This window comes from Brevundimonas sp. FV2ps16, assembly GCF_058681075.1.
On sequence record NZ_CM178728.1, the window covers coordinates 957,388 to 979,017 of the forward strand.

General features: G+C 68.1%; 21 protein-coding genes. 17 read left to right on the forward strand and 4 right to left on the reverse strand.

The genetic code is table 11. The annotated features are described in order from the left end of the window. Nucleotides 1-225 precede the first annotated feature (225 nt). The 5 genes from ACW170_RS04515 to dnaQ are packed head-to-tail and all read left to right on the forward strand — an operon-like array spanning nt 226 to nt 3,945. The gene (locus ACW170_RS04515; RefSeq protein WP_492088482.1) at nt 226-1,107 is read left to right on the forward strand and encodes a pyruvate, water dikinase regulatory protein; all 882 of its coding nucleotides are present in this window, start codon (nt 226-228) and stop codon (nt 1,105-1,107) included. Continuing rightward, the gene (locus ACW170_RS04520; protein ID WP_492088483.1) at nt 1,108-1,740 is read left to right on the forward strand and encodes a Maf family protein; all 633 of its coding nucleotides are present in this window, start codon (nt 1,108-1,110) and stop codon (nt 1,738-1,740) included. Further along, nucleotides 1,737-2,567 carry a shikimate dehydrogenase family protein gene (locus tag ACW170_RS04525; RefSeq protein WP_492088484.1) on the forward strand — a complete coding sequence of 277 codons (831 nt, stop codon included), beginning with the start codon at nt 1,737-1,739 and terminating at the stop codon, nt 2,565-2,567. Before ACW170_RS04520 ends, ACW170_RS04525 begins: the two co-directional genes overlap by 4 nt. After that, a complete protein-coding gene (coaE, locus tag ACW170_RS04530) occupies nt 2,564-3,214 on the forward strand; it encodes a dephospho-CoA kinase (RefSeq protein WP_492088485.1) in 651 nt (216 codons plus the stop codon). Before ACW170_RS04525 ends, coaE begins: the two co-directional genes overlap by 4 nt. A gap of 5 nt (nt 3,215-3,219) precedes the next feature. After that, on the forward strand, nt 3,220-3,945 hold the full coding sequence (gene dnaQ, locus ACW170_RS04535; RefSeq protein WP_492088486.1) for a DNA polymerase III subunit epsilon: 726 nt from the start codon (nt 3,220-3,222) through the stop codon (nt 3,943-3,945). A gap of 178 nt (nt 3,946-4,123) precedes the next feature. Here dnaQ and secB read toward each other — a convergent pair whose 3' ends face one another. Further along, complete coding sequence (gene secB / locus ACW170_RS04540; protein ID WP_492088487.1) at nt 4,124-4,642, reverse strand: protein-export chaperone SecB; 519 nt, start codon at nt 4,640-4,642, stop codon at nt 4,124-4,126. Between the two features lie 146 nt (nt 4,643-4,788). Between secB and timA the strand changes: the two genes are divergently transcribed. Beyond that, complete coding sequence (gene timA, locus ACW170_RS04545; RefSeq protein WP_492088488.1) at nt 4,789-5,472, forward strand: TIM44-related membrane protein TimA; 684 nt, start codon at nt 4,789-4,791, stop codon at nt 5,470-5,472. Beyond that, complete coding sequence (locus ACW170_RS04550; RefSeq protein WP_492088489.1) at nt 5,472-6,623, forward strand: MltA domain-containing protein; 1,152 nt, start codon at nt 5,472-5,474, stop codon at nt 6,621-6,623. The genes timA and ACW170_RS04550 overlap by 1 nt, the downstream gene beginning before the upstream one ends. Before the next feature lie 242 nt (nt 6,624-6,865). Here the strand turns inward: ACW170_RS04550 and ACW170_RS04555 are convergent, their stop codons facing one another. The 3 genes from ACW170_RS04555 to ACW170_RS04565 all read right to left on the reverse strand — a co-directional run bounded on the left by ACW170_RS04555 (nt 6,866) and on the right by ACW170_RS04565 (nt 13,740). Next, the gene (locus ACW170_RS04555) at nt 6,866-7,333 is read right to left on the reverse strand and encodes a universal stress protein (protein ID WP_492088490.1); all 468 of its coding nucleotides are present in this window, start codon (nt 7,331-7,333) and stop codon (nt 6,866-6,868) included. A 55-nt stretch (nt 7,334-7,388) separates the two neighbouring features. Beyond that, complete coding sequence (locus ACW170_RS04560; RefSeq protein WP_492088491.1) at nt 7,389-12,260, reverse strand: NAD-glutamate dehydrogenase; 4,872 nt, start codon at nt 12,258-12,260, stop codon at nt 7,389-7,391. Between the two features lie 349 nt (nt 12,261-12,609). Further along, complete coding sequence (locus tag ACW170_RS04565) at nt 12,610-13,740, reverse strand: AI-2E family transporter (RefSeq protein WP_492088492.1); 1,131 nt, start codon at nt 13,738-13,740, stop codon at nt 12,610-12,612. Nucleotides 13,741-13,850: 110 nt separating this feature from the next. Between ACW170_RS04565 and ACW170_RS04570 the strand changes: the two genes are divergently transcribed. The 10 genes from ACW170_RS04570 to ybeY are packed head-to-tail and all read left to right on the forward strand — an operon-like array spanning nt 13,851 to nt 21,630. Continuing rightward, on the forward strand, nt 13,851-15,389 hold the full coding sequence (locus ACW170_RS04570; protein WP_492088493.1) for a helicase HerA-like domain-containing protein: 1,539 nt from the start codon (nt 13,851-13,853) through the stop codon (nt 15,387-15,389). Between the two features lie 46 nt (nt 15,390-15,435). Next, nucleotides 15,436-15,993: a NifU family protein gene (locus ACW170_RS04575; protein ID WP_271165019.1), complete on the forward strand. Its 558-nt coding sequence runs from the start codon at nt 15,436-15,438 to the stop codon at nt 15,991-15,993. A gap of 59 nt (nt 15,994-16,052) precedes the next feature. After that, a complete protein-coding gene (locus tag ACW170_RS04580; RefSeq protein ID WP_492088494.1) occupies nt 16,053-16,631 on the forward strand; it encodes a helix-turn-helix domain-containing protein in 579 nt (192 codons plus the stop codon). Between the two features lie 45 nt (nt 16,632-16,676). Then, nucleotides 16,677-17,081: a helix-turn-helix domain-containing protein gene (locus tag ACW170_RS04585; RefSeq protein WP_271165021.1), complete on the forward strand. Its 405-nt coding sequence runs from the start codon at nt 16,677-16,679 to the stop codon at nt 17,079-17,081. Nucleotides 17,082-17,091: 10 nt separating this feature from the next. Then, the gene (gene tsaB, locus ACW170_RS04590) at nt 17,092-17,772 is read left to right on the forward strand and encodes a tRNA (adenosine(37)-N6)-threonylcarbamoyltransferase complex dimerization subunit type 1 TsaB (RefSeq protein ID WP_492088495.1); all 681 of its coding nucleotides are present in this window, start codon (nt 17,092-17,094) and stop codon (nt 17,770-17,772) included. Then, entirely contained in the window at nt 17,769-18,212 is a 444-nt protein-coding gene (gene rimI / locus ACW170_RS04595; protein WP_492088496.1) for a ribosomal protein S18-alanine N-acetyltransferase, read from the forward strand. The genes tsaB and rimI overlap by 4 nt, the downstream gene beginning before the upstream one ends. 27 nt (nt 18,213-18,239) lie before the next feature. Further along, nucleotides 18,240-18,725, forward strand: coding sequence for a Fur family transcriptional regulator (locus tag ACW170_RS04600; RefSeq protein ID WP_492088497.1), 486 nt, complete (start codon nt 18,240-18,242; stop codon nt 18,723-18,725). Nucleotides 18,726-18,767: 42 nt separating this feature from the next. Beyond that, nucleotides 18,768-20,183: a tRNA (N6-isopentenyl adenosine(37)-C2)-methylthiotransferase MiaB gene (gene miaB, locus ACW170_RS04605; protein ID WP_492088498.1), complete on the forward strand. Its 1,416-nt coding sequence runs from the start codon at nt 18,768-18,770 to the stop codon at nt 20,181-20,183. Next, on the forward strand, nt 20,183-21,169 hold the full coding sequence (locus tag ACW170_RS04610) for a PhoH family protein (protein ID WP_492088499.1): 987 nt from the start codon (nt 20,183-20,185) through the stop codon (nt 21,167-21,169). The genes miaB and ACW170_RS04610 overlap by 1 nt, the downstream gene beginning before the upstream one ends. Continuing rightward, entirely contained in the window at nt 21,166-21,630 is a 465-nt protein-coding gene (gene ybeY / locus ACW170_RS04615) for an rRNA maturation RNase YbeY (protein ID WP_492088500.1), read from the forward strand. The genes ACW170_RS04610 and ybeY overlap by 4 nt, the downstream gene beginning before the upstream one ends.

Genomic DNA, 21,630 nt, shown 5'->3' on the forward strand with positions numbered 1-21,630 from the left:
GCTGTGAACGGGGTAAACCGGCGTTAACCCTTCATTAGGATTTTCCACAGCGATGGCGAAACCGGTTTTCCGCCTTGGGATGAACCGGGGTCGGATCGTCGTCGCCATCCACCCTCATCCCCGCTCGCGGTCGGATCGATCAGGCGTTAAGGAGAACGGCGCCCCGACGGTCCCCCGCCGTCCCCAAGGCGCCCTGAGTCTGTCAACAGGGAGTCGACCCATCGCATGAGCCCCGCGCGACCTACCGGCGCCCGCCCCGGTCCAGCCCGTCTGGCGACCTATTTCCATGTGCACCTGGTGTCAGACTCGACCGGCGAGACCCTGAACGCCATGGCCAAGGCGGTGACGGCCCGGTTCGACGGGGTCATTCCGATCGAGCACATCTACGCCCTGGTGCGGTCGGAGAAGCAGATGGAGCGGGTGTTGCAGGAGGTGGAGGCCGCGCCCGGCGTGGTTCTGCACACCCTGGTGGATCGCGATCTGCGCGAACAGCTGGAAGAGGGCTGCCGTCGTCTGGACATGCCTCAGATCGGCGCCCTGGATCCCCTGGTCGGCGCCATGTCTCGTTATCTGGGCGCGGCCCTGTCGACCCGCGTGGGCGCCCAGCACGCCCTGGACCACGACTATTTCAACCGGATCGCCGCCCTGGACTTCGCCATGGCCTATGACGACGGCCAGGGCTCGCTGGAACAGCTGGAAGGCGCTGATGTCGTCCTGTGCGGCGTCAGCCGGACGTCCAAGACCCCGACCTGCATCTATCTGGCCCACCGCGGCATCCGCGCCGCCAATGTGCCCCTGGTGCCGGGGCAGGAGGACGGCGAGCGGCTGACCCAGCTGAAAAACCCGCTGGTCATCGGCCTGACCGTCTCGCCCGACCGTCTGGTCCAGATCCGGCGCAACCGGATCGACAATCTGAACGCCAGCCAGTCCTCCAACTATACCGACCAGGACGCCGTTCGCGACGAGACCATCAAGGCCAAACGCGCCTTCGCCCGCCGCGGCTGGCCCACCATCGACGTCACGCGCCGGTCGGTGGAGGAAACGGCGGCCGCCATCACCAACCTGCTCAGCGAGCATCGCAACCACAAGATCGGAACGAGCTGGTAGATGATTATTTCCGCTGCGCTATCGCCCTCCGGGCTGCTTGAGCGCGAACCCCTAATCCTCGCGTCCAAGAGCGCCGCTCGTCGCGCCATGCTGGAAAACGCCGGCGTCCCGTTTGAGGTCCGCGTCGCCGGCGTGGACGAGGACGCGATCAAGGCCGTCTCGACCGATCTGGACCCCGCCGCCCTGGCGGTGCGCCTGGCCGAGGCAAAGGCCCTGGCCGTGTCGCGCGATGACGAAACCGCCTGGGTGCTGGGCTCGGATCAGACCCTGGCCTTCGACGGCGGGCTGATTTCCAAGGCGAAGTCGCTCGAGGCCGCTCGGGACCGGCTGAAATCGATGCGCGGCCGCATCCACCACCTCCATTCGGGCGCCGCCCTGGCGGTGAAAGGCCAGATCGTCTGGTCCGGCGTGGATACGGTCGAGATGCGGATGCGCGAATTCTCCGACGCCTTCCTCGAGGCCTATCTGGCCGCCGAGGGCGAGGCCCTGCTGGCCTGCGTCGGCTCCTACCGGCTGGAGGGCATGGGGTCGCAACTGTTCGCGGCGATCGACGGCGACTATTTCACCGTCCTGGGTCTGCCCCTGTGGCCGGTCCTGGCCGAGCTGCGCCGCGCGGGGGTCCTACCCGCATGAGCCGTCATCGCATCACGGGCGCGGCCATGGTCGCGGGGATCGCCGGCAATCCGGTGGCCCATTCCCTCAGCCCCGTCATCCACAACGCCTGGCTGGCGGCCGGCGACATCGACGGCGCCTATGTGCCCTTCGCTCCCGCAGACGCGGCAGGATTTGAGGCCCTGGTGGCCGCTGGCCGCGCCGGTCTGATCCTGGGCCTCAACGTCACCGCCCCGTTCAAGGAGCAGGCCTTCGCCCTGGCGGATCAGGCCACCCCGGCGGCGCGCCTGACCGCGTCCGCCAATATCCTGACGTTCGACGCCGGCCGGGTCTCCGCCGACAGTTCGGACGGCGTGGGCCTGATGCTGGGTCTGAAGGAACAGGCGCCGGATCTGGACCTCGCCGGTCGCCCGGTCGTCATGCTGGGCGCCGGGGGCGCGGCGCGGGCGGGAGCCGGGGCCCTGGTCGAGGCCGGGGCTCAGGTGCGGATCGTCAATCGCTCGCCGGATCGGGCTGAGGCCCTGGCCGCCGATCTGGGCGCTTCGGTCCGGGTCATGCCTGCGTCCGAAGCCCTCGACGGCGCCGTCCTGGTGATCAACGCTCTCAGCGTCCAGCCGGATCTCGATTTCGACGCCGTCGCCTCCGGCACGGTGATGATGGACATGACCTACAAGCCCCTGGCCACGCCCTTCCTGACGGCCGCGCGGGCGCGCGGCCTGCCCACCGTGGACGGACTGGCCATGCTGATCGGCCAGGCGGCGCCCTCGTTCCAGGCCCTGTTCCGCCGCCCGCCGCCGCCGCTGGACCTGCGCGCCCTGTTGACGGCGCATCTGGGCGAAACGGCATGATCCTGTTGGGGCTCACCGGTTCCATCGGCATGGGCAAGTCGACGACGACGGCCATGTTCGCCGACCTGGGCGCCCTGGTCTGGAACGCCGACGACGCCGTGCATCAGCTCTATGCGCCGGGCGGCGCCGCCGTCGAACCGGTCGGCGCCGCCTTTCCCGGCGTGATCGTGGACGGGGCGGTGGACCGCACCCTACTGGCCCAGGTCCTGGGCCGCGACGAGACCGCCTTTCGCCGGCTCGAAGCCATCGTCCATCCCCTGGTCGCTCAGGGGCGGACGGCGGATCTGGAGGCAGCGCGAGCTGCGGGGACCAAACTGGCCGTGCTCGACATCCCCCTTCTGTTCGAAACCGGCGGCGACGCCCAGGTCGACGCCGTGGTCATGGTCACGGCCGACCCGGCGATCCAGGCCCAGCGCGTCCTTGCCCGCCCCGGCATGACCCGCGACCGGTTTGAAGCCATTTTGGCCCGCCAACTGCCCGACGCCGAAAAACGCGCCCGCGCCGACTTCGTCATCGACACCGGACGGGGTCTGGAGGCCGCGCGCGCCGAAGTGGCCGCCGTGGTCGAGACCGTGCTGGATCCGGCGTGGATATCTCCCCGTCACGGCAAAGCCGGTCTTTCGCAAAGCAACGAACGACTCCATTAAGAGCCATGGCCCGCGAGATTGTTCTGGATACCGAAACCACCGGCTTCGACCCCAAGACGGGCGACCGGCTGATCGAGGTCGGCTGTATCGAGATTCAGGATCTGCTGCCGACCGGCCGCACCTTCCACCGGTTCGTCAATCCTGAGCGCACCATCCCGCCGGACGCGATCCGGGTGCACGGCATCACCGACGAGAAGGTGAAGGACGCCCCGAAATTTCACCAGATCGCCGACGACCTGATCGAATTCATCGGCGACGCGCCGATGATCGCGCACAACGCCGCCTTCGACCGCAACTTCATCGACTATGAGTACAAGCTGTGCGGCCGGCCGATCACCGGCGAGGCGCGCTGGATCGACACGCTGAAACTGGCCCAAACCCGGTTTCCCGGCATGCCCAACTCGCTGGACGCCCTGTGCAAGCGGTTCAAGGTGTCGCTGGTCGAACGCACCCTGCACGGCGCCCTGATCGACGCCCGTCTGCTGGCCGAGGTCTATCTGGAGCTTCGCGGCGGCAAGGAACGGGTTCTGGACCTGTCGTCAGCCCCGGTCGCGGGCCGGGATGCGTCCGGCGTCATCCAGGCCGCCGCCTATGGCGCCCGCCCTCGCCCGCTGGCGCCGCGCTCGACGCCGGACGAACAGGCCGCCCATCTCGCCTTCCTGGCCGAGGTCCTCAAGGACCGGTCCCTGTGGGACGCCTATGGGGTCAAGGTCGAGGAAGAAGCGGCCTAGGGTTCAATTTTCTCCCTCCCCCTGCGGGGGAGGGGCGTCGCGCAGCGACGGGGTGGGGGCGGCTAGGCGGCAGCGCACGGATCCAAATCAGATCGATGAGGCCTTGCTCGGCCCGGCCCACCCGGCTTCGGCTACGCCTTCGCCCCCCTCCCCCGCAGGGGGAGGGAGACTTTTGTTCTTACGCCTGTCCCGTCTCGACCGGTTGCTGGGCGATCTGCTGCTGGCGCGCAATATAGATGGCGGCGAAGTCGATCGGGTCCAGCATGAAGGGCGGATAGAAGCCGCCGTCCGCCGTGGCGCGCGAGATGATTTCGCGGGCGAACGGGAACAGATAGCGCGGGCATTCGATCAGCAGCAGCGGCTCGATGTCCTTCTCCTGGACATTGGCCAGCTGGAACAGGCCGCCATAGACCAGCTCGACGTGGAAGACCGCCTGGCTCTCGTGGCTGGCCTTGATCGACAGCTTCAGATCCAGTTCGAACAGGCCGTCCGGACGGCCCTGGGCCGACATTTCGACGCCCAGGTCGATGGCCGGCTTGCCGTCGATACGCAGGGATTCCGGCGCGCGCGGGTTCTCGAACGAGAAGTCGCGGACATATTGCGCCAGGATGCGGAAGCCGGGACCGGCGGATTGACCCTGCTGCGGCTGGCCCTGCGTCGGGGCGTTGGTGTCGGCGGGCGGAGCGGCGTCGGTCATGGGCGTCTTCGATTACGGGAAAGGGCCGATTGGGCCGGGAATAAGGCGCCGCGACTACCACAGCGAGACGCTTGGCCGCAACGTCGCTCGCTCGCCAGGGGGGCGCATCGCCTTGCGTCCTCCTATATGAGACCCTAATCGTCTCCATGGCGCATCTTCGCTCGCGCGCCGAAAGTCAGGAAGTCCCCTTGCCGGTCCAGTTCCAGATCGTGATCTTCGCCGTCATCGCGGCGGTTGTCCTGTTCCAGCTCTATAATGTGCTGGGCAAAAGGGTCGGCCGTCAGCCGCAGGAGGACGCCAAGACCCTGCCAGCGGCGCAGACCGTCACGCCCGAGGCCTCCAAGACCCCGGCGCTGGACGCCGCGACCCTCGCCTCCATCGCCGGGCTGAAGGCGCGCGACCCGGCCTTCGACCCCAATCGTTTCATCGAGGGCGCGCGGCAGGCCTATGAGACCATCGTTCGCGGCTACGCCGCCGGCGACCGCACGGCCCTGACGCCCCTGCTGACCGCCAATGTCATGGCCTCGTTCGACGCCGGCATCGCGGCGCGCGAGACGCGCGGCGAGACTGAGACGGTCGAATTCCTCTTCCCGCCCCGCGCGGACCTGGAAGGCGCCACTGTCCAGGGCGACAAGGCCGTGGCCAAGGTCCGCTTCCTGGCCGAACTGCGCAGCCGCGTGACCAAGGCCTCGGGCGAAACCGCCGATTCCGTCACGGGCGAGCCCCTGGTCGAGGAACGCCGCACCGCCGAACACTGGACCTTCGAACGCACCCTCGGGGCCGCTGATCCCAACTGGGTCCTGGCCCGCGTCGAGCCGGCCAACGCCTGATGTCGGCGGCCAGGAAGGCGGCGCCCAGGCGGGTCTTGCGCTGGGCGCCGACGCTTGCGTCGGTCCTGGCGGCCGCCGCCTGTTCGACCGCTCCCATGACCCCGACGGCGCCGGCCACGCCGGGAACAGGACCCCAATCCGGGCCTACACCCTATATTCCCTCGCCGACGCCGGACGCGCCTCCCCCTCCCTCGCCATCCGACGCCGTCAGCCCGGCTGTCCTGCCCGGCTGGAATGACGAAGATCATCTCGCCGCCTTCCGCGCCTATGTCGAAGGCTGCAGCGCAGCGCGGGATATGGCCGGTCGAACGGTCTGCGCCCGCGCCCGCGCCCTGTCCGCAGGCCCCGCCTTCTCCCCCAGCGCCGCCCGCGCCTTTTTCGAGGCCAACTTCAGCGCCGTGCCTGCCCGCACCCCTGACGGGTCGCCGGGGCTGCTGACCTCCTATTTCGCACCCGAATATCCGGCCCGGCGCATCCCGGACGCCGAGTTTTCGGCCCCCGTCCTGCCTAAGCCCGCCGATCCGCGCAGCGCCGGCGACCGGGCGACCATCGAAGCCCAGGCTCGTCCCGACCAGGCCCTGGCGTGGATGCGGCCCGAAGATCTGTTCTTCCTCCAGATTCAGGGCTCCGGTTATCTGACCTTTGAGGACGGGACGCGCGCCCGCGCCGCCTACGCCGCCGACAACGGCCGGCCCTTCGTCGGCATCGCCCGGCCGATGGCCCGCCAGGGCCTGCTGCCGGAAAACGGTACGTCCGGCGACGCTATCCGGGGCTGGCTGGCCGATCACCGGGGGTATGAAGCCCAGGCGGTGATGGCCTTGAACCCCCGCTACATCTTCTTCCGCCTGGATCCGGACGATGACGGTCATCCGCCTGGCGCGGCCGGGGTGCCCCTGACCGAGCGCAGGGCCATCGCCGTCGATCCGTCCCACTGGCGCTATGGCGAACTGGTCTGGCTGGAGGCCGACGGAGGGAACCTGCGCGGCGCCACGGCCTCCTATCGCGGCCTGGCCATGGCGCTGGACACCGGCTCGGCCATTCGCGGGCCCGTCCGCGCCGACCTCTATATGGGCCGAGGCGACGCCGCGGGAGCCGAGGCCGGGACTGTGCGCCACCCTCTCCACATGTGGCGGCTGGTTCCCAAGGGGTGACCCAAGCAAAAAACCCTCTCCCGCCGGGAGAGGGCTACAGCACTAGACGGCGCAGCCGTCCAGCGCGTCTTGTCGTGAGGGTATAAACCAGCGATTTCAATCGCCTGCTTGGGGAATTCGTCTTGAACTCAGCGCCGGTCTGGGCGGGTGTAGGATGTCGCCTGGTCTTTGACATCGTCACGCCGCTTTTTAGCGTGGAATGAGTCTATTTCCACGGCCTGGACCCTGGCCGGTTCGCACCTCTAGGCCAGATCCTCGATCTCGGCCTCGGTCAGTTCGCCGGGCACGATGGTGACCGGCAGTTTGCGCCCGCCCAGCTGGGCGCCCTGTTTGATGATGGCCGAGACCAGCGGCCCCGGCCCACGCGAACCGCTTCCGGCCGCCAGGACCAGGATTTTGATGTCCGGATCGTCCCCGACCGCCTTCTTGATCGCGCCCTGGGCCTCGCCCTTCTCGATCAGGAAGATCGGCGCGGCGCCGGATCGCTCCGTCGCCTCCTCGCCCAGCCGATTCAGCAGGGCTTCGGCCTCCTCGCGCTGCTGACGCTCGATCTCCTCGCGCACGCCCGACCAGTGGGCGTCGCTGTTGGAGGGCATGACCCGCAGCATGACGACCCGCCCCCCGGTCGAGCGGGCGCGCCGACAGGCGAACCGCAGCGCGGCCTCGAACTCGGGACTGTCGTCCACGACGACCAGGAACTTTCTCGGCATACCGGCCTCCCCGCCTGTTCTTATCGGCCGAAGAGGCGGTGAGACGGGGCCGCCGTCAAGCCTGCACCGCCGCCGTGGCCAGATCGCGGATCGTCGCATTGGCGATGGTCAGCTTGGCGAAGGTCCAGCCCGAACCCGACTGTTCGATCTCGTCGACCGAGGCGCGCACGCCTTCGACCGTCGCCTGTTTCGATCCGATCCAGGCGTCGACGGCGCCCTCGGCCGCGTCCTCGCTGACGCCCACCGACGGGTCTGACGCCCGGGCCACGGCCCGCGTCAGGGTCGCCTGCTCGTTCATCAGGTCCTCGATCAGGCGACGCACCGCCAGCCGGTCGAAATGGTCCGCCGACGGGATGGATCCCGCCGCCGCCCGCAGCCGGTCGAAGTCGAAGGCCGCCCCGACCTGGTGATACAGTCGCGCCATGGCCGCCACGGGCCAGCCCGTCTCCTGGGCCAGATCGCCGATGTCGGAGGCGGCGACCAGCGGCCGCATGATGCCGATCCGCCGGGTCAGATCCTCCGGCGCGCCATGTTTGGCGAAGGCCTCGACCCGGCAGTCCAGACGCCCCTGTTCGAAGCGCGACAGCACGGGCGCCCCTTCGGCCTGAAGCGCGTCGGCCGTCGGCCGATAGCGATCGATCAGCGCCTGGACCGAGACCCCGGCCTTGGCGCGCCGGGCCAGCCAGAAGGTCTGGCGGCGCAGGACCACGGCGATCTCACGATACAGGTCGATCTGGGCCTCGGCCGAGATCGTCCGGTCCAGGGCCGAAACCGCGTCCCAGGCCTCGTCCAGCCGGAAGACGCGCCGTGCGGCTTCGAAGGCGATGATCAGGGCCGTGGTGTCGCACTCGGCCGAGCCGCGCAGCCGGTCCGGGAAGGTTGGGCCGCACATGTTGACGACTTCGTTGGCCATGACGGTGGCGATGATCTCGCGCCGCAGTCTGTGGCTCTTCATCTGCGGCTCGAACCGGGCCAGGGCCTGCGGGAAGTAGCGGACCAGGATCTGTTCGAAGAAGGGATCCTCGGGCGCCTGGGACGCGACGATCTCTTCCGACAGCTCCAGCTTGGCATAGGCGGTCAGCACGGCCAGCTCGGGCCGGGCCAGCGGGATTCCGGCGGCCATCATCTCCTTGACCCGAGCGTCGCCCGGCAGGCCCTCGACCTTGCGGTCCAGCTTGCCGCGCGCCGACAGGGCCAGCATGAACCGCTGCTGAGCGTCCAGCGCCCCTGCCCCTTCCGCTTGTTGCAGGGTCAGGGCCAGGGTCTGGTCATAGTTGTGCGCCAGCACCTTCAGACCGACTTCCTCGGTCATGGAGGCCAGCAGCGGCGTCCGTTCGTCAGGCTTCAGCACCCCGTTGGTCACGGCCGACCCGACCAGGATCTTGATGTTGACCTCGTGGTCCGAGGTGTCGACCCCGGCCGAGTTGTCGATGGCGTCGGTGTTGATCCGGCCGCCGTTCTGGGCGAAGGCGATCCGTCCGGCCTGGGTGAAGCCCAGATTGGCCCCTTCCCCCACCACCTTGACCCGCAGTTCGTCGGCATTGATCCGCAGGGCGTCCGTGCCCTTGTCGCCGACCTGGGCGTCGGTCTCGGCCGCCGATTTCACATAGGTGCCGATGCCGCCCAGATACAGCAGGTCCGCCGGCGCCTTCAGGATGGCGCGGATCAGGCTGGCCGGGTCCAGTTCGTCGTCGGTGATGTCCAGCGCCGCCTTGATCTGGGGCGTCAGCTGGATCGACTTGGCCGACCGCGAGAAGACGCCGCCGCCCTTTGAGATCAAGCCCTTGTCATAGTCCTGCCAGGACGAACGCGGCAGGTCGAACAGGCGTTTGCGCTCAGTCCAGCTGGCGGCGGGGAAGGGCGTGGGGTCGATGAAGATGTCGCGATGGTCGAAGGCGGCGATCAGCTTGGTCGCCTTGGACAGCAGGGCGCCATTGCCGAAGACGTCGCCCGACATGTCGCCGACGCCGACCATGGTGAAGGGCTCGGTCTGGATGTCCCAGACCTTGTCGCGCGGACCGATCTCGCGGAAGTGGCGCTTGACCGCCTCCCAGGCGCCCCGGGCGGTGATGCCCATGGCCTTGTGGTCGTAACCGATCGACCCGCCGGACGCGAAGGCGTCGCCCAGCCAGAAGCCGTAGGCCGCCGAAACCCCGTTGGCGATGTCCGAGAAGGTCGCCGTGCCCTTGTCGGCGGCGACGACCAGATAGGGATCGTCCTGCTCCCAGGCGACCACATGGGCCGGGCGCGTCACCGACCCGTCGGCGGCGATATTGTCGGTGATGTCCAGCAGGCCGGACAGGAAGGTGCGATAGGCGCGGATGGCCTCGCCCTGAATGGCCTCGCGATCCGTCGTCCGGGGCAGTTGCTTGGGATAGAAGCCGCCCTTGGAGCCGACCGGCACGATGACCGCGTTCTTGACCTGCTGCGCCTTGACCAGGCCCAGCACCTCGGTGCGGAAGTCGTCGCGCCGGTCCGACCAGCGCAGGCCGCCCCGCGCCACGGGGCCGAAGCGCAGGTGAACCCCCTCCACATGGGGCGCCCAGACGAAGATCTCGCGATAGGGCTTGGGCAGCGGCAGATCCTCAAGCTCGCGCGAGGCGATCTTGATCGAGATGTGCGGCTTGGGCAGGCCGTCCAGGTCCAGCTGGAAGTAGTTGGTCCGCTTGATCGCCCCGATCAGGGCGGCCATGCGGCGCAGCGCCTTGTCGTGATCCAGGCTCTTCACGTCCTGCAGCAGGGCGTTGATCTTGGCGTTCAGCGCTTTGACCGCACCCTCGCGGCTCTCCACCGCCCCGTCGACCGGATCGAATTTGGCCTTGAACAGCGACAGCAGGGCCCGGGACACGTCCGGGTACTCCCGAAGCGCCTCTTCCTGCACCGCTTGGGACGGGTCCAGGCCGGTCTGCTGGCGATAGCGGGCCAGGGCGCGGATCAGGGCGGCCTCGCGCCATTCGACGCCCAGTTCGACGACCAGACGGTTGAAGCCGTCGCTCTCGGTGCGGCCGTTCCAGACGGCGGCGAAGGCGCGCTCGAACGGGCCCTTCACATCGGCGAAGACCAGTTCCTCGCCGCGCGGATCCTCCATCAGGAACTCGTGGACGTGGATCTCGTCCGCGCCCAACGGCCGGATCGGATAGCCGTATTCCTCCAGGGTCTTCAGACCCATGTCGGCCATGATCGGCAGAACGTCGGACAGGGGAACCGCGGGACCGCGCCGATAGAGCTTGAACCGGAACTGCAGGCGGCTGTCCTCGGCGTTGCGGAAGGCGCGAACCACGACGGGTTCTCCGGCGCCGACCTGACCGGTCGCGTTCAGCCGGTCCATCTCGCCCAGATCGATCGCGGCCTCGTCGGCGTCATAGCGGTCGCGATAGGCGGCGCCGAAGGCGCGGGCCCAGCGGGTGCTCAGCGGCCCGACCTCGACATCGGTCACATCCGCACGGCGCAGGGCGCTTTCGAACCGCTCGACCCAGCCGCGACCCGCCTCGGCCACGTCGTGTTCCAGCTGGGCCGCATCGGGGGTCGGGTGATCGCCCGGCGTCACGCCGATGATGAAATGGACCCGCACCAGGGGCGCGTCGGACAGTTGCGGATACCAGGCCGAGATCCGGCCGCCCCAGGCGCGGGCGACGATCTGGCCGATCCGCTCGCGCACCGCCGCGTCGAACTTCTCGCGCGGGATGAAGCACAGGACTGAAACGAACCGGTCGAACGGATCCTGCCGCGAGAACAGGCGGATGCGCGGACGGTCGTAGAGGTGGAGGATGCCCAGGGCGATGGACAGCAGCTCGTCCTCGCCGATCTGGAACAGCTCGTCGCGCGGATAATTCTCGAGGATGTTGCGCAGCCGTTTCTCGTTGTGGCTGCCCGGCGCCTTGTCCGCGCGAGCCATCACATTGGCCACCTTGCGTCGGATCAGCGGGGTCTCGGTCGCCAGCTGGTCATAGGCGTCGGAGGTGAACAGGCCGACGAACCGGGTCTCGCCCGTCGCCTTGCCGTCCGGGCCGTAACGCTTGACCCCGACATAGTCCATGTAGGCGCGGCGGTGGACCCGCGACCGGGCGTTGGCCTTGGCGACAGTGACGGGTTCGCTCAGGTCCAGCTGACGGCGCATCTGGCGCGTCAGCACGGCCGGCTCGGAGGCGCGGCGCAGGACGGTGCGCTCGGGATCGGCCAGAATGCCCAGGCCGGCGCTCGACTGGCCCAGCGGGGCCTCGGCCTCATAGTCGCCCTTGGCGTTCAGCGGATAGTCGTAGTCGCGGGCGCCCAGGAAGACGAAATGATCGCTCTTCAGCCATTTCAGGAAGGCGATGTTCTCGGTCAGGACCGCCGGATCGACCTTCGGCGGCGTTTCCTGCAATCGCAGAAGGGCCTGGCGCATCAGGCCGGTCATGGCCTCATGGTCGGCGACGGCGGCGTGGACGTCGGCCAGGCATTCGGCCAGGCCCTCGCCCATGGCGTCGCGTCGTTCCTGCGGCGCGCCGTCGATCACCAGCATGATCACCGACAGGCGACGACCGTCCAGCTCCACCACGGGGTGGAACAGGGCGCGGACCGAAACCCCGGCCTCGGCCAGGGCGCCCATGACGCTGTCGACCAGGAAGGGGGCGTCCGTCTGGATGATACGGACCAGATCATAGTCCAGGGCCTGACCGTCCGCGCCCGACAGCGGGCCCACGGTGATCAGAGGCGCCGATCCGGCGGGGTAATCCTTCGCCGCACGCCAGGAGGCCGCCAGCAGGGCGGCCAGGTCCTCGCCGTCAAGCTCGGGCGTCTCGTCGGCGGCATAGTCTTCATGGGCCTGGGCCAGGAAGGATTGTTCGGCCTTGCCGGGGGAGGTCCCCAGGATCCGCGCAAAGGAAGCTTCCAGGGCGGCCGGAGAGATCGGCTGAACCGGGGCGGGGCGCGGATCGAGGGCGGTCATGGACAAAGGTCTCGGGCGACGCGGCCTCGGCCGCTGGGGCGGGCGCGCGACTGCGCGTCACATCGCTGACTAGGCCAGGTCTGGTCGCTCGTGAAGCCCCTGAAGACCGAAGAGTCTCCTGAACAGTGTTCAGGTTGGAAGACTTTTGCGTCGCAAAAACGAGAAGGCCGCCGAGCGGGGGAACTCGGCGGCCTGCGCGAACCGACGCGAGGGGAGGGGAGGGTGCGTCGGTCGCTTCGCCGCGGTTCGGAGGGGAATGTCCCGCGGCGTCGATAAGGGAAATGGGAAGCCTTTCGGCCGGTTCAAGGGACGCAAGCGCGGCTTTTGGCGCGACCCGGCGCCGCAGGGCTCAGGCCTCGTTTTCGGTCGTCTTGCTTGTAGGGGTCTTGGCCCCAGCCTTCGCCTTGCGTCGCCCCTCGTCGGCATAGGGCTCGCCGTCGCCCGACAATAGGATCGCCATCCAGCGCGAGCCCTGGAACTCGGCCAGGATCGCCATGGCCATCACGGCCAAAGGGGTCGACAGGAACATGCCCACCACGCCCCACAGCTTGCCCCAGAAGGCCAGGGACAGAAGGACCACGACCGGATCGATGTTCTGGTTGTCGCCCTGCATGCGCGGCTGAACCAGATTGCCGACGATGAAGAGAATGGTCTGAAGTCCGACCAGCAGGATCAGGGCGGGCCAATAGCTGGGGAACTGCACCAGGGCGAACAGGGGGGGCGCCAGTCCCGCCACGGCCCCGCCCAGCACGGGAATGAAGCCGACGATGAAGATGACGAAGGTCCAGAACTCGGCGTTCTGAAGGCCCACGGCCCGCATCAGGATCCAGGCCGCCAGGCAGATCATGGCCCCGGTGACGGTCTGGACCCAGATATAGCCCTCGACGCCGCCGCGCACCCGTTCGAACACGGCGACCGCTTCGTCGCGTTGGGCCTTTTGCGGGAACATGGCGACGATCTTGCGCCGGAAGCCGATCTGAGACGCGAGCAGAAAGCCCAGATAGACCATGACGAAGAAGGCGCCTGAGGCGATCCCCTGGGCCTGGATGGCGACCGAGGCGACATAGCCGCGAATATCGACGCCGTTGATCAGCTCCTGCGCCGTCGGCGGATTGTCCAGCCGCACCATGCCATAGACGTCGCGGATGATCTGATCGATGCGCGGCCCGATGTTCTGTGACACGCCGGAGGCTTCGCCGAAGAAGCCCGCTGCGCCGTTCACGATGATGGCGATGGAGGCGAAGAAGGCCAGAACAACCAGCACCAAGGCCGCGATGCCGGCCCAATGGTCGTTCAGCGGGGTCCGGGCGGCCACTGATCGCTTCACCCCGTCGATCATGATCAGCAGGAACATGGCCATGGCCAGAGGCGTCAGTATGTCTCGAAGCCAGTATATGGCCGCGCCCGCCGCGACGGTCGCGATCAAGGCGGCGGCGTTCCGTGAGACGGCCGACGCCTGCATGGTGATGGGACTTTTCATGACGATCCTTGTCGGCGGCTCACCGAGCGGCGTCAACACGTGCGAACAGCGGCGGTTCCGGCGCGCGAGGGTCTGCGCTAGACCTTGGTCATCCCTCTGGAGACCTATCGATGTCAGAAGTCCCTTCCGGCCTCTTTCTCGGCCAGTCTGACGCCGCTCAGCCGGAAACCCTTCTGTTTCACCGGGCAAACCGTCATGGGGTGATCGCGGGGGCGACCGGAACCGGCAAGACGGTGACCCTGCAGATCATGGCCCAGGGGTTCTCGGACGCCGGCACGCCGGTCTTCTGCGCCGATGTGAAGGGCGACCTGTCGGGGATTTCGCAGGTCGGCGCTCCGAACGAGAAGCTGCTCGCCCGCGCGGCCGACATGGGCCTGACCCTGACGCCGCGCGCCGCGCCGACGGTGTTCTGGGACCTGTACGGCCAGAAGGGTCATCCGATCCGTACGACCGTGTCTGAGATCGGTCCTGTTCTGATGGCCCGGATGCTGGACCTGAACGAGGTTCAGGAAGGCGTGATGACGGTGGTCTTCCATATCGCCGACAAGGAGGGCCTGCTGCTGCTGGACCTCGACGACCTGCGCAGCCTGCTGGCCTATGTGGGCGAGAACGCCGAGCGGATCGGCCGCGAGGTCGGCAATGTCGCCCCCGCCTCGATCGCCGCCATCCAGCGCGCCCTGCTTCAGCTCGAGCAACAGGGCGGATCGGCCTTCTTCGGCGAGCCGGCCCTGAAGCTGGAGGACATGATCCGCACCGGCCTGGACGGGCGGGGTCAGGTCAATATTCTGGATTCCACCCGGCTGATGAACAGTCCGCGCCTGTATGCGGCCTTCCTGCTGTGGCTGCTGTCCGAACTGTTCGAACAACTGCCGGAAGTGGGCGACCCGGAAAAGCCGCGCCTGGTCTTCTTCTTCGACGAGGCCCACCTGCTGTTCAACGACGCCCCCCGCGCCCTTCTGGAGAAGGTCGAACAGGTGGTGCGGCTGATCCGGTCCAAGGGGGTCGGCGTCTATTTCGTCACCCAGAACCCGGCCGATATCCCTGACAGCGTCCTGGCCCAGCTGGGTAACCGCATTCAGCACGCTTTGCGCGCCTATACGCCGTCGGAGCAAAAGGGATTGAAGGCCGCAGCCCAGAGCTTCCGGGCCAATCCCGACTTCGACACAGCCGAGGCCATCCAGGCCCTGGGCGTGGGCGAGGCCCTGGTGTCGGTTCTGGACGAGAAGGGCGCGCCCACCGTCGTCGCCCGCACCAAGATCCGGCCGCCGGCCTCGCGCCTGGGGCCGGCGACCGAGGCCGAACGCGCCGCCGTCATGGCCGCCAGCCCGGTGCGCGGCCTCTATGACCAAGTGCTGAACCGCGAGTCGGCCGAAGAGATCCTCGCGGCGCGCCATGCCGCTGCGGATCAGGCGGAAGCCCAGGCCAAGGCGGACGAGAGGGCGGCGAAGGACCGCGCCAAGGAGCAGCCCAAGGAACAGTCCAGGGAGAAGCCCAAGGCACAGCCCCGGCCAGCCCCGGCTCCCCGTCCCCGCGCCTCCAATCGGCAGACCCCGATGGAGGCCTTGACCAAGTCGGTGTTGCGCACGGCCGGATCGACCCTCACCCGCGAACTGCTGCGGGGCGTGCTGGGCGGGCTGCGACGGCGTTAGGGCTTTAAGGCTTGCAACCCGGCGGCCGCGTGCGCATCTCACGCCCATGTTCATCCAGACCGAACCCACGCCCAACCCGAACGTGCTGAAATTCCTGCCGGGCCGCGACGTCTCGCCGCTCAAGGTGCTGGATTATCGCACCATAGACGAGGCCGAAGCCTCGCCGCTGGCCGAGGCTCTGTTCGAACTTGAAGGCGTCGACGGCGTCTTCTTCGGCGCCGACTATGTGTCGGTGACCCGGAACGAACGCGGCCCGGACTGGTCGGAGATGAAGGCCCCGATCCTGGGCGTGATCATGGATCATTTCGTTTCCGGCCGCCCCCTGACCCGCGACGGCGCCGAAGCCGAGGGCCATGCGGAGGACGACAGCGAGATCGTCGCCGAGATCAAGGCCCTGCTGGACAGCCGCATTCGCCCGGCCGTGGCCCAGGACGGCGGGGACATTCTGTTCGATTCCTTCGACGAAGCGACCGGCGTGCTGAGCCTGCGGATGCGCGGCGCCTGCTCCGGCTGCCCTTCGTCTTCGGCCACCCTTAAGGCGGGCGTCGAACAGATGATGCGCCACTATGTGCCTGAAGTGACGCGGGTCGAGCAGACCGTCTGATCGCCTGAGGCGTTTTCGTTCTCGCCACACGTGCGTCGGTGCGTCATCTATGATGCGACATGCCGCGTTTCGTTCCTGATCCTGAAGTCCTTCGTCTGGGCGAGGCGCTCGCCGCCCTGCGCCGCGAGCGCGGCCTGTCCCAGGCCGAGGCTGGGTCGCGGCTGGACATGACCAGCCAGGGCTGGGGCCTCTATGAATCCGGCCGACGCCCGGGCCTGTTTCGTCCCGATGTGCAGCGGCGCCTGACCGGAGCTTTGGATTCGACGCCTGAGGCCCTGGCCTTGATCCTAGGCGGTGCTGCCTCTGAGCCCCCTACATCGACGACGGGTCTAGAGAGCCGGGGTCGCGATTTCGAAAGGGCGGCTGCGAGGTCGAAGCGACTGGAGGTTCGCGACGACGCCCTATCGCCCTGGGCTGAACCGGGCGTCGTTCTTGAATACCAGCCGGGCTCACCGCCGCGTCCGGGGCAGGGCTGCGTCATTGAGATGACGGGTGGGGCCGTTCGTGTCCGCCTGTTCGAAAGGTCCGACGCAAACTCGATCCATGTCCGGGGCGCCGGCGCACTGGATCGCTGGGAGGTCATCGACCGGCGGGACGTGGCGCGCCTGTCCGCCGTGATCGCCCGTCACGAGTCATGAAACGAAAAGGTTGTATGCCCGCTAAGGTTGTGCCACTCTCCCCCTATGGACAGGACGCCCCCCTCTCGCAAAACCGCCCGCGCGGTCGAACCTCTCGACGTCGAGGTCGGCGCCCGGATCGCCGCGCGACGTACGGCCTTGGGCTTATCCCAAACCGTCCTGGGCGAGCTGGTCGGCGTCAGCTGTCAGCAGGTACAGAAGTACGAAGGGGGCCAGAACCGGATTTCAGCGGCGCGGCTGCACCATCTGGCCTTGGCGTTGGGACTTCCGGTCGAGGCCTTCTTCCCGGAACGACCCGAAGACGCCCAAAACGCGGAACTGTCCCTGATCCGGCTGATCGCTGAAACGCCGGAGGGTCGGGCCATGGCCAGCGGTTTCTCCCGCATCGAGGATCAGGCGGTCCGACGCGCCCTGACACGACTGGTGGAGGTTCTCGCGAGAGCCGCCTAGAAGGCGGGGCATGAGACTTCTGGTGATCGATACGGCGCTCGGCGCCTGCACGGCTGCGGTGTTCGAGGACGACCGGCCCCTGGCTGTCCGGTTCGAGCCCATGACCAAGGGCCATCAGGAGCGGCTGGGGGGTCTGGTGCGCGACGTCATGGCCGAGGCCGGCGGGGCGTTTGAAGACCTGGACCGCGTCGGCGTCACGGTCGGACCCGGCTCCTTCACCGGCTTACGGGTAGGGCTGGCCTTCGCCCAGGGGCTGGGGGCGGCCGTGGATCGACCGGTGGTCGGGGTCTCGACGCTGGACGGGCTGGCGGCGTCGCTCGAACAGGCCGAAACGCCGGTCGCGGCCCTGATCGACGCCCGTCGGGGCCAAGTCTATGCCAAACTGTTCAGCCACGGTGTGGCTATCGGCCCGGACGAAGCCCTGCCGCTGGACGAGGCGGCGCGGCGAATAGCTGCTCAGGGCGGCGCAGGTCGCCTGGTCGGTAACGGCGCCGCCGTGCTGGTCGAGGCCTTTCCTGATCTGAGGTTCGCATCCCTGGACGCTCGTGCCGCTCCCGCACCCGAGGCTCTGGCCCGATTGGTTCGCGCGGCCGATCCGGAGACCCACCCGCCCCGGCCCCTGTATCTTCGCGCCCCGGACGCCACCCCGCCCAGCCGCCTGCCGGGCCAGCCGCGCCAGCCCGCCTCATGACCGCCGCCGATCCCGCGCTTCTGGCCCGACTTCACGCCCAGGCCTTCGCCGCGCCGTGGAGCGAGGCGGAGTTTGCGGATCTGCTGAACCAGGCGGGCGTCTTCGCCGTGATTGAACCGGACGGCTTCATCTTGATCCGCGTCGTGCTGGATGAGGCGGAGATCCTGACCTTGGCCGTCAGACCCGAGGCGCGGTGCGCGGGCCTGGGCGGGCGCTTGACGGGGCAGGGGGCGTTGACCGCAGCCGCAGCCGGCGCCGTACGACTGTTTCTGGAAGTGGCGGAAGACAATGCGGCGGCCCACGCCCTCTATGACCGTGCCGGCTTTCGCCAGATCGGTCGACGGAAGGCCTATTATGCGGCTCCAGACGGCCGCCGCACCGACGCTTTGGTGCTCGGCCTGGACCTCCGGAATAATCCCGACAAGGCGCCGCTTCCCTGAAGCGATCCAAACCCCTATTCTAGGTTTATGGACCGGATCGAAAAACTCTGCGCCGACCGCGGCATGCGTATGACCGAACAGCGTCGGGTGATCGCCCGGGTGCTGTCCAACGCCGAGGATCACCCCGATGTGGAGGAGCTGTATCGCCGCGCGTCGTCGATCGATCCGCACATCTCGATCGCCACCGTCTATCGCACCGTGCGCCTGTTTGAAGAGGCGGGCGTGGTCGAGAAGCATGATTTCGGGGACGGACGCAGCCGCTATGAAGAGGCGGGCGACGACCACCACGATCACCTGATCGACACCAAGACCGGCGAGGTCATCGAGTTCTTCGACGCCGAGATCGAGAAGCTGAAGACCGAGATCGCCGATCGGCTGGGCTTCGAGCTGATCGGTCACAAGCTGGAACTGTACGGCGTGCCGATCGAAGGCGCAGAACCGTCCAAGCGCGAAGGCCTGATCTTCAAGCGCCACGCCGCCCGTGTCGATCCGGCGGACGTGGACGCAGGCTGAACCGCCCTTGTCGTCGTCGGTGCGGGCGACCATAAGCCCGGCATGACCGAGACCCTGGTTCCGCAAGCCGAGGCGACGCTGGACACGCCGTCCAAGCGCCTGTTCATCAAGACCTACGGCTGCCAGATGAATGTCTATGACAGCGAGCGCATGGCCGATGTGCTGCGCCCGCTGGGCTACGCCGTGACGGACGACGTCAAGGCGGCGGACTTCGTCATCCTGAACACCTGCCACATTCGCGAGAAGGCGGCGGAGAAGATCTATTCCGAACTGGGCAAGATGCGCGAGCTTCGCGACATCAAGCGCGAGGCGGGCGGCGACATGACCATCGCTGTCGCCGGCTGCGTCGCCCAGGCCGAGGGCGAGGAGATCATGAAACGCCAGCCGGCGGTGGATATCGTCGTCGGCCCGCAAGCCTATCATCAACTGCCCGAGCTTCTGACCCGGACGGCGCGGGCGCGCGGCGAGCGGATCGGCGCCGACTTCGCCCCCGACGACAAGTTCGACGCCCTGCCGGCCGCCCGCTTTACCGAGGGCCCGACCGCCTTCCTGACGGTGCAGGAAGGCTGCGACAAGTTCTGCACCTTCTGCGTCGTGCCCTACACGCGCGGCGCCGAATGGTCGCGTCCCCTGGCCTCGGTGCTGGAAGAGGCCCGCGCCCTGGCCGGGCGCGGCGTGCGCGAAGTCACCCTGCTGGGCCAGAACGTCAACGCCTATGACGGCGAACGGCCGGACGGCCGCAAGTCCAGCCTGGTCGAACTGGCCTATGCCCTGGCCGAAGTCCCCGGACTGGACCGGATTCGCTATACGACCAGCCACCCCAACGACATGTCGGACGCCCTGATCGCGGCGCACGGCGATCTGGACGCCCTGATGCCCTATCTGCACCTGCCGGTTCAGGCAGGCTCGGACCGGATCCTGCGGCTGATGAATCGCAAACATGGCCGTGAGAAATATCTCGACCTGATCGCCCGCATTCGCGAGGCCCGGCCCGACATGGCTATGGCCGGCGACTTCATCGTCGGCTTCCCCGGCGAGACCGACAAGGAGTTCGAGGACACCCTGGATCTGGTGCGGCGTGTGAACTACGCGGGGGCCTTCGCCTTCATGTATTCGCCCCGGCCCGGCACCCCCGCCGCCGGCATGGGCAAACAGGTCGAGCCGGAGGTGGCCAAGGAACGGCTGCACCGTCTGATCGAACTGCTGACCGAACAGCAGACCGCCTTCAACCTCGCCCAGGCGGGGCGCACCTTGAATGTGCTGTTCGACAAGCCGGGCCGACACGGCCACCGTCGCCAAGCGATCGGTCGATCCCCATATCTTCAGTCGGTCCACGTCGACGATGCGGATCATCTGATCGGCCAGATCGTTCCGGTCGAGATCATCGCCGGCCAGCAGAACAGTCTGACCGGTCGGCTCGTCTCCGCAGAGGCGGCGAAGAAAGAAAAGGCGGCCTAGTGGCGAGAGACTCCGAGTTCGTTCCCCTGAATGACGCTGAACTGCGTGCGGTGATCGGACCCAACAGCCGTCACGTCGCCCTGATTGAGGACGCGTTCAAGGTGCTGGTCGAGGCGCCGGGCGGCGGGGTCTCCGTCAACGGCGGCACGCGCGACCGTGCGGACGCTCGTCAGGTGATCGAGGATCTGGCCAAGCGCGCCGCTATGGGCGCGGAGGTCACTGAGGCCGATGTGCGCGCCGCCCTGGGTCAGGCGCGTGGCGGCAAGGGCACGCCGGGCATGGCGGCGGCGGGCGTGTCGCTTCCGGGCGGCAAGCGCGGCGCCATTGTGCCCAAGACCAAGGCCCAGGCCGCCTATCTGGACATGCTGGGCCGCTGCGAACTGTCCTTCGGCGTCGGTCCGGCCGGCACGGGCAAGACCTTCCTGGCTGCGGCTTACGGCGCTTCCCTGCTTCGCCGAGGTCAGGTGGACCGGCTGGTCATCACCCGGCCTGCGGTCGAGGCGGGCGAGAAACTGGGCTTCCTGCCGGGCGACCTGAACGAGAAGGTGGACCCCTATCTGGCGCCCATCTGGGAGGCGCTGAACGACATCCTCGGCGCCGAGGACGTGCAGCGCCGCCGCGACAAGGGCGAGATCGAAGCCGCCCCTATCGCCTTCATGCGCGGCCGCACGCTCAGCCACGCCTTCGTCATCGTCGACGAGGCGCAGAACACCTCGCGGCTGCAGATGAAGATGGTCCTGACCCGCTTGGGCGAGGGCGCGCGGATGGTGGTGACCGGCGATCCCTCGCAGATCGACCTGCTGAACCCGCGTGATTCCGGCCTGGCCCACGCCCTGCGCATCCTCGACGGGGTCAAGGGCGTCGGCATTCTCAAGTTCGAGGCCTCGGATGTGGTGCGTCACGCCATGGTCGAGCGGATTGTGCGCGCCTATGACGCCGACGCCGCAAAAGGCCGCCCGGCCCCGGACCTCGAAGACCCCGCATGATCGAGATCGAAGTCGAGGCCGAGGCCTGGACCGCCGCATTGCCGGACGCCGAAGCCGTGGTGGAGACCGCTGCGAAGGCGGCCCTGGGCGCCGTCGAGGGCGACATCGTCGTCTTGCTGACCGACGACGCAGCGGTGCGCGACCTGAACGGGCGGTTCCGCGACAAGGACAAGCCGACCAATGTCCTGTCTTTCCCGGCGCCCGAGAGCGCTGCGCCGCATCTGGGCGACATCGTCCTGGCTTACGGCGTCTGCGCGACCGAGGCCCAGGCGCAGGGCAAGACTCTGGCCGATCATCTGAGCCATCTGGTCGTTCACGGGGTGCTGCACCTCCTGGGGCGCGACCACGAAGACGACGCTGAGGCCGAAGAGATGGAGGCCGAGGAGCGCGAGATTCTGGCCCAGATCGGCGTCGCCGACCCCTACGCCGCCGACCCCTCCGTAGATTGGCAGGACGCCTAG

Coding starts and splice junctions, on each gene's coding strand:
- secB (WP_492088487.1), bottom strand. CDS start 4,642: ATGACCGACGCCGCTCCGCCCGCCGACACCAACGCCCCGACGCAGGGC.
- ACW170_RS04560 (WP_492088491.1), bottom strand. CDS start 12,260: ATGACCGCCCTCGATCCGCGCCCCGCCCCGGTTCAGCCGATCTCTCCG.
- ACW170_RS04555 (WP_492088490.1), bottom strand. CDS start 7,333: ATGCCGAGAAAGTTCCTGGTCGTCGTGGACGACAGTCCCGAGTTCGAG.
- tsaB (WP_492088495.1), top strand. CDS start 17,092: ATGAGACTTCTGGTGATCGATACGGCGCTCGGCGCCTGCACGGCTGCG.
- ACW170_RS04600 (WP_492088497.1), top strand. CDS start 18,240: ATGGACCGGATCGAAAAACTCTGCGCCGACCGCGGCATGCGTATGACC.
- ACW170_RS04580 (WP_492088494.1), top strand. CDS start 16,053: ATGCCGCGTTTCGTTCCTGATCCTGAAGTCCTTCGTCTGGGCGAGGCG.
- miaB (WP_492088498.1), top strand. CDS start 18,768: ATGACCGAGACCCTGGTTCCGCAAGCCGAGGCGACGCTGGACACGCCG.
- ACW170_RS04525 (WP_492088484.1), top strand. CDS start 1,737: ATGAGCCGTCATCGCATCACGGGCGCGGCCATGGTCGCGGGGATCGCC.
- ACW170_RS04515 (WP_492088482.1), top strand. CDS start 226: ATGAGCCCCGCGCGACCTACCGGCGCCCGCCCCGGTCCAGCCCGTCTG.
- ACW170_RS04520 (WP_492088483.1), top strand. CDS start 1,108: ATGATTATTTCCGCTGCGCTATCGCCCTCCGGGCTGCTTGAGCGCGAA.
- timA (WP_492088488.1), top strand. CDS start 4,789: ATGGCGCATCTTCGCTCGCGCGCCGAAAGTCAGGAAGTCCCCTTGCCG.
- ybeY (WP_492088500.1), top strand. CDS start 21,166: ATGATCGAGATCGAAGTCGAGGCCGAGGCCTGGACCGCCGCATTGCCG.
- rimI (WP_492088496.1), top strand. CDS start 17,769: ATGACCGCCGCCGATCCCGCGCTTCTGGCCCGACTTCACGCCCAGGCC.
- dnaQ (WP_492088486.1), top strand. CDS start 3,220: ATGGCCCGCGAGATTGTTCTGGATACCGAAACCACCGGCTTCGACCCC.
- ACW170_RS04565 (WP_492088492.1), bottom strand. CDS start 13,740: ATGAAAAGTCCCATCACCATGCAGGCGTCGGCCGTCTCACGGAACGCC.
- ACW170_RS04585 (WP_271165021.1), top strand. CDS start 16,677: ATGGACAGGACGCCCCCCTCTCGCAAAACCGCCCGCGCGGTCGAACCT.
- ACW170_RS04570 (WP_492088493.1), top strand. CDS start 13,851: ATGTCAGAAGTCCCTTCCGGCCTCTTTCTCGGCCAGTCTGACGCCGCT.
- ACW170_RS04575 (WP_271165019.1), top strand. CDS start 15,436: ATGTTCATCCAGACCGAACCCACGCCCAACCCGAACGTGCTGAAATTC.
- ACW170_RS04550 (WP_492088489.1), top strand. CDS start 5,472: ATGTCGGCGGCCAGGAAGGCGGCGCCCAGGCGGGTCTTGCGCTGGGCG.
- coaE (WP_492088485.1), top strand. CDS start 2,564: ATGATCCTGTTGGGGCTCACCGGTTCCATCGGCATGGGCAAGTCGACG.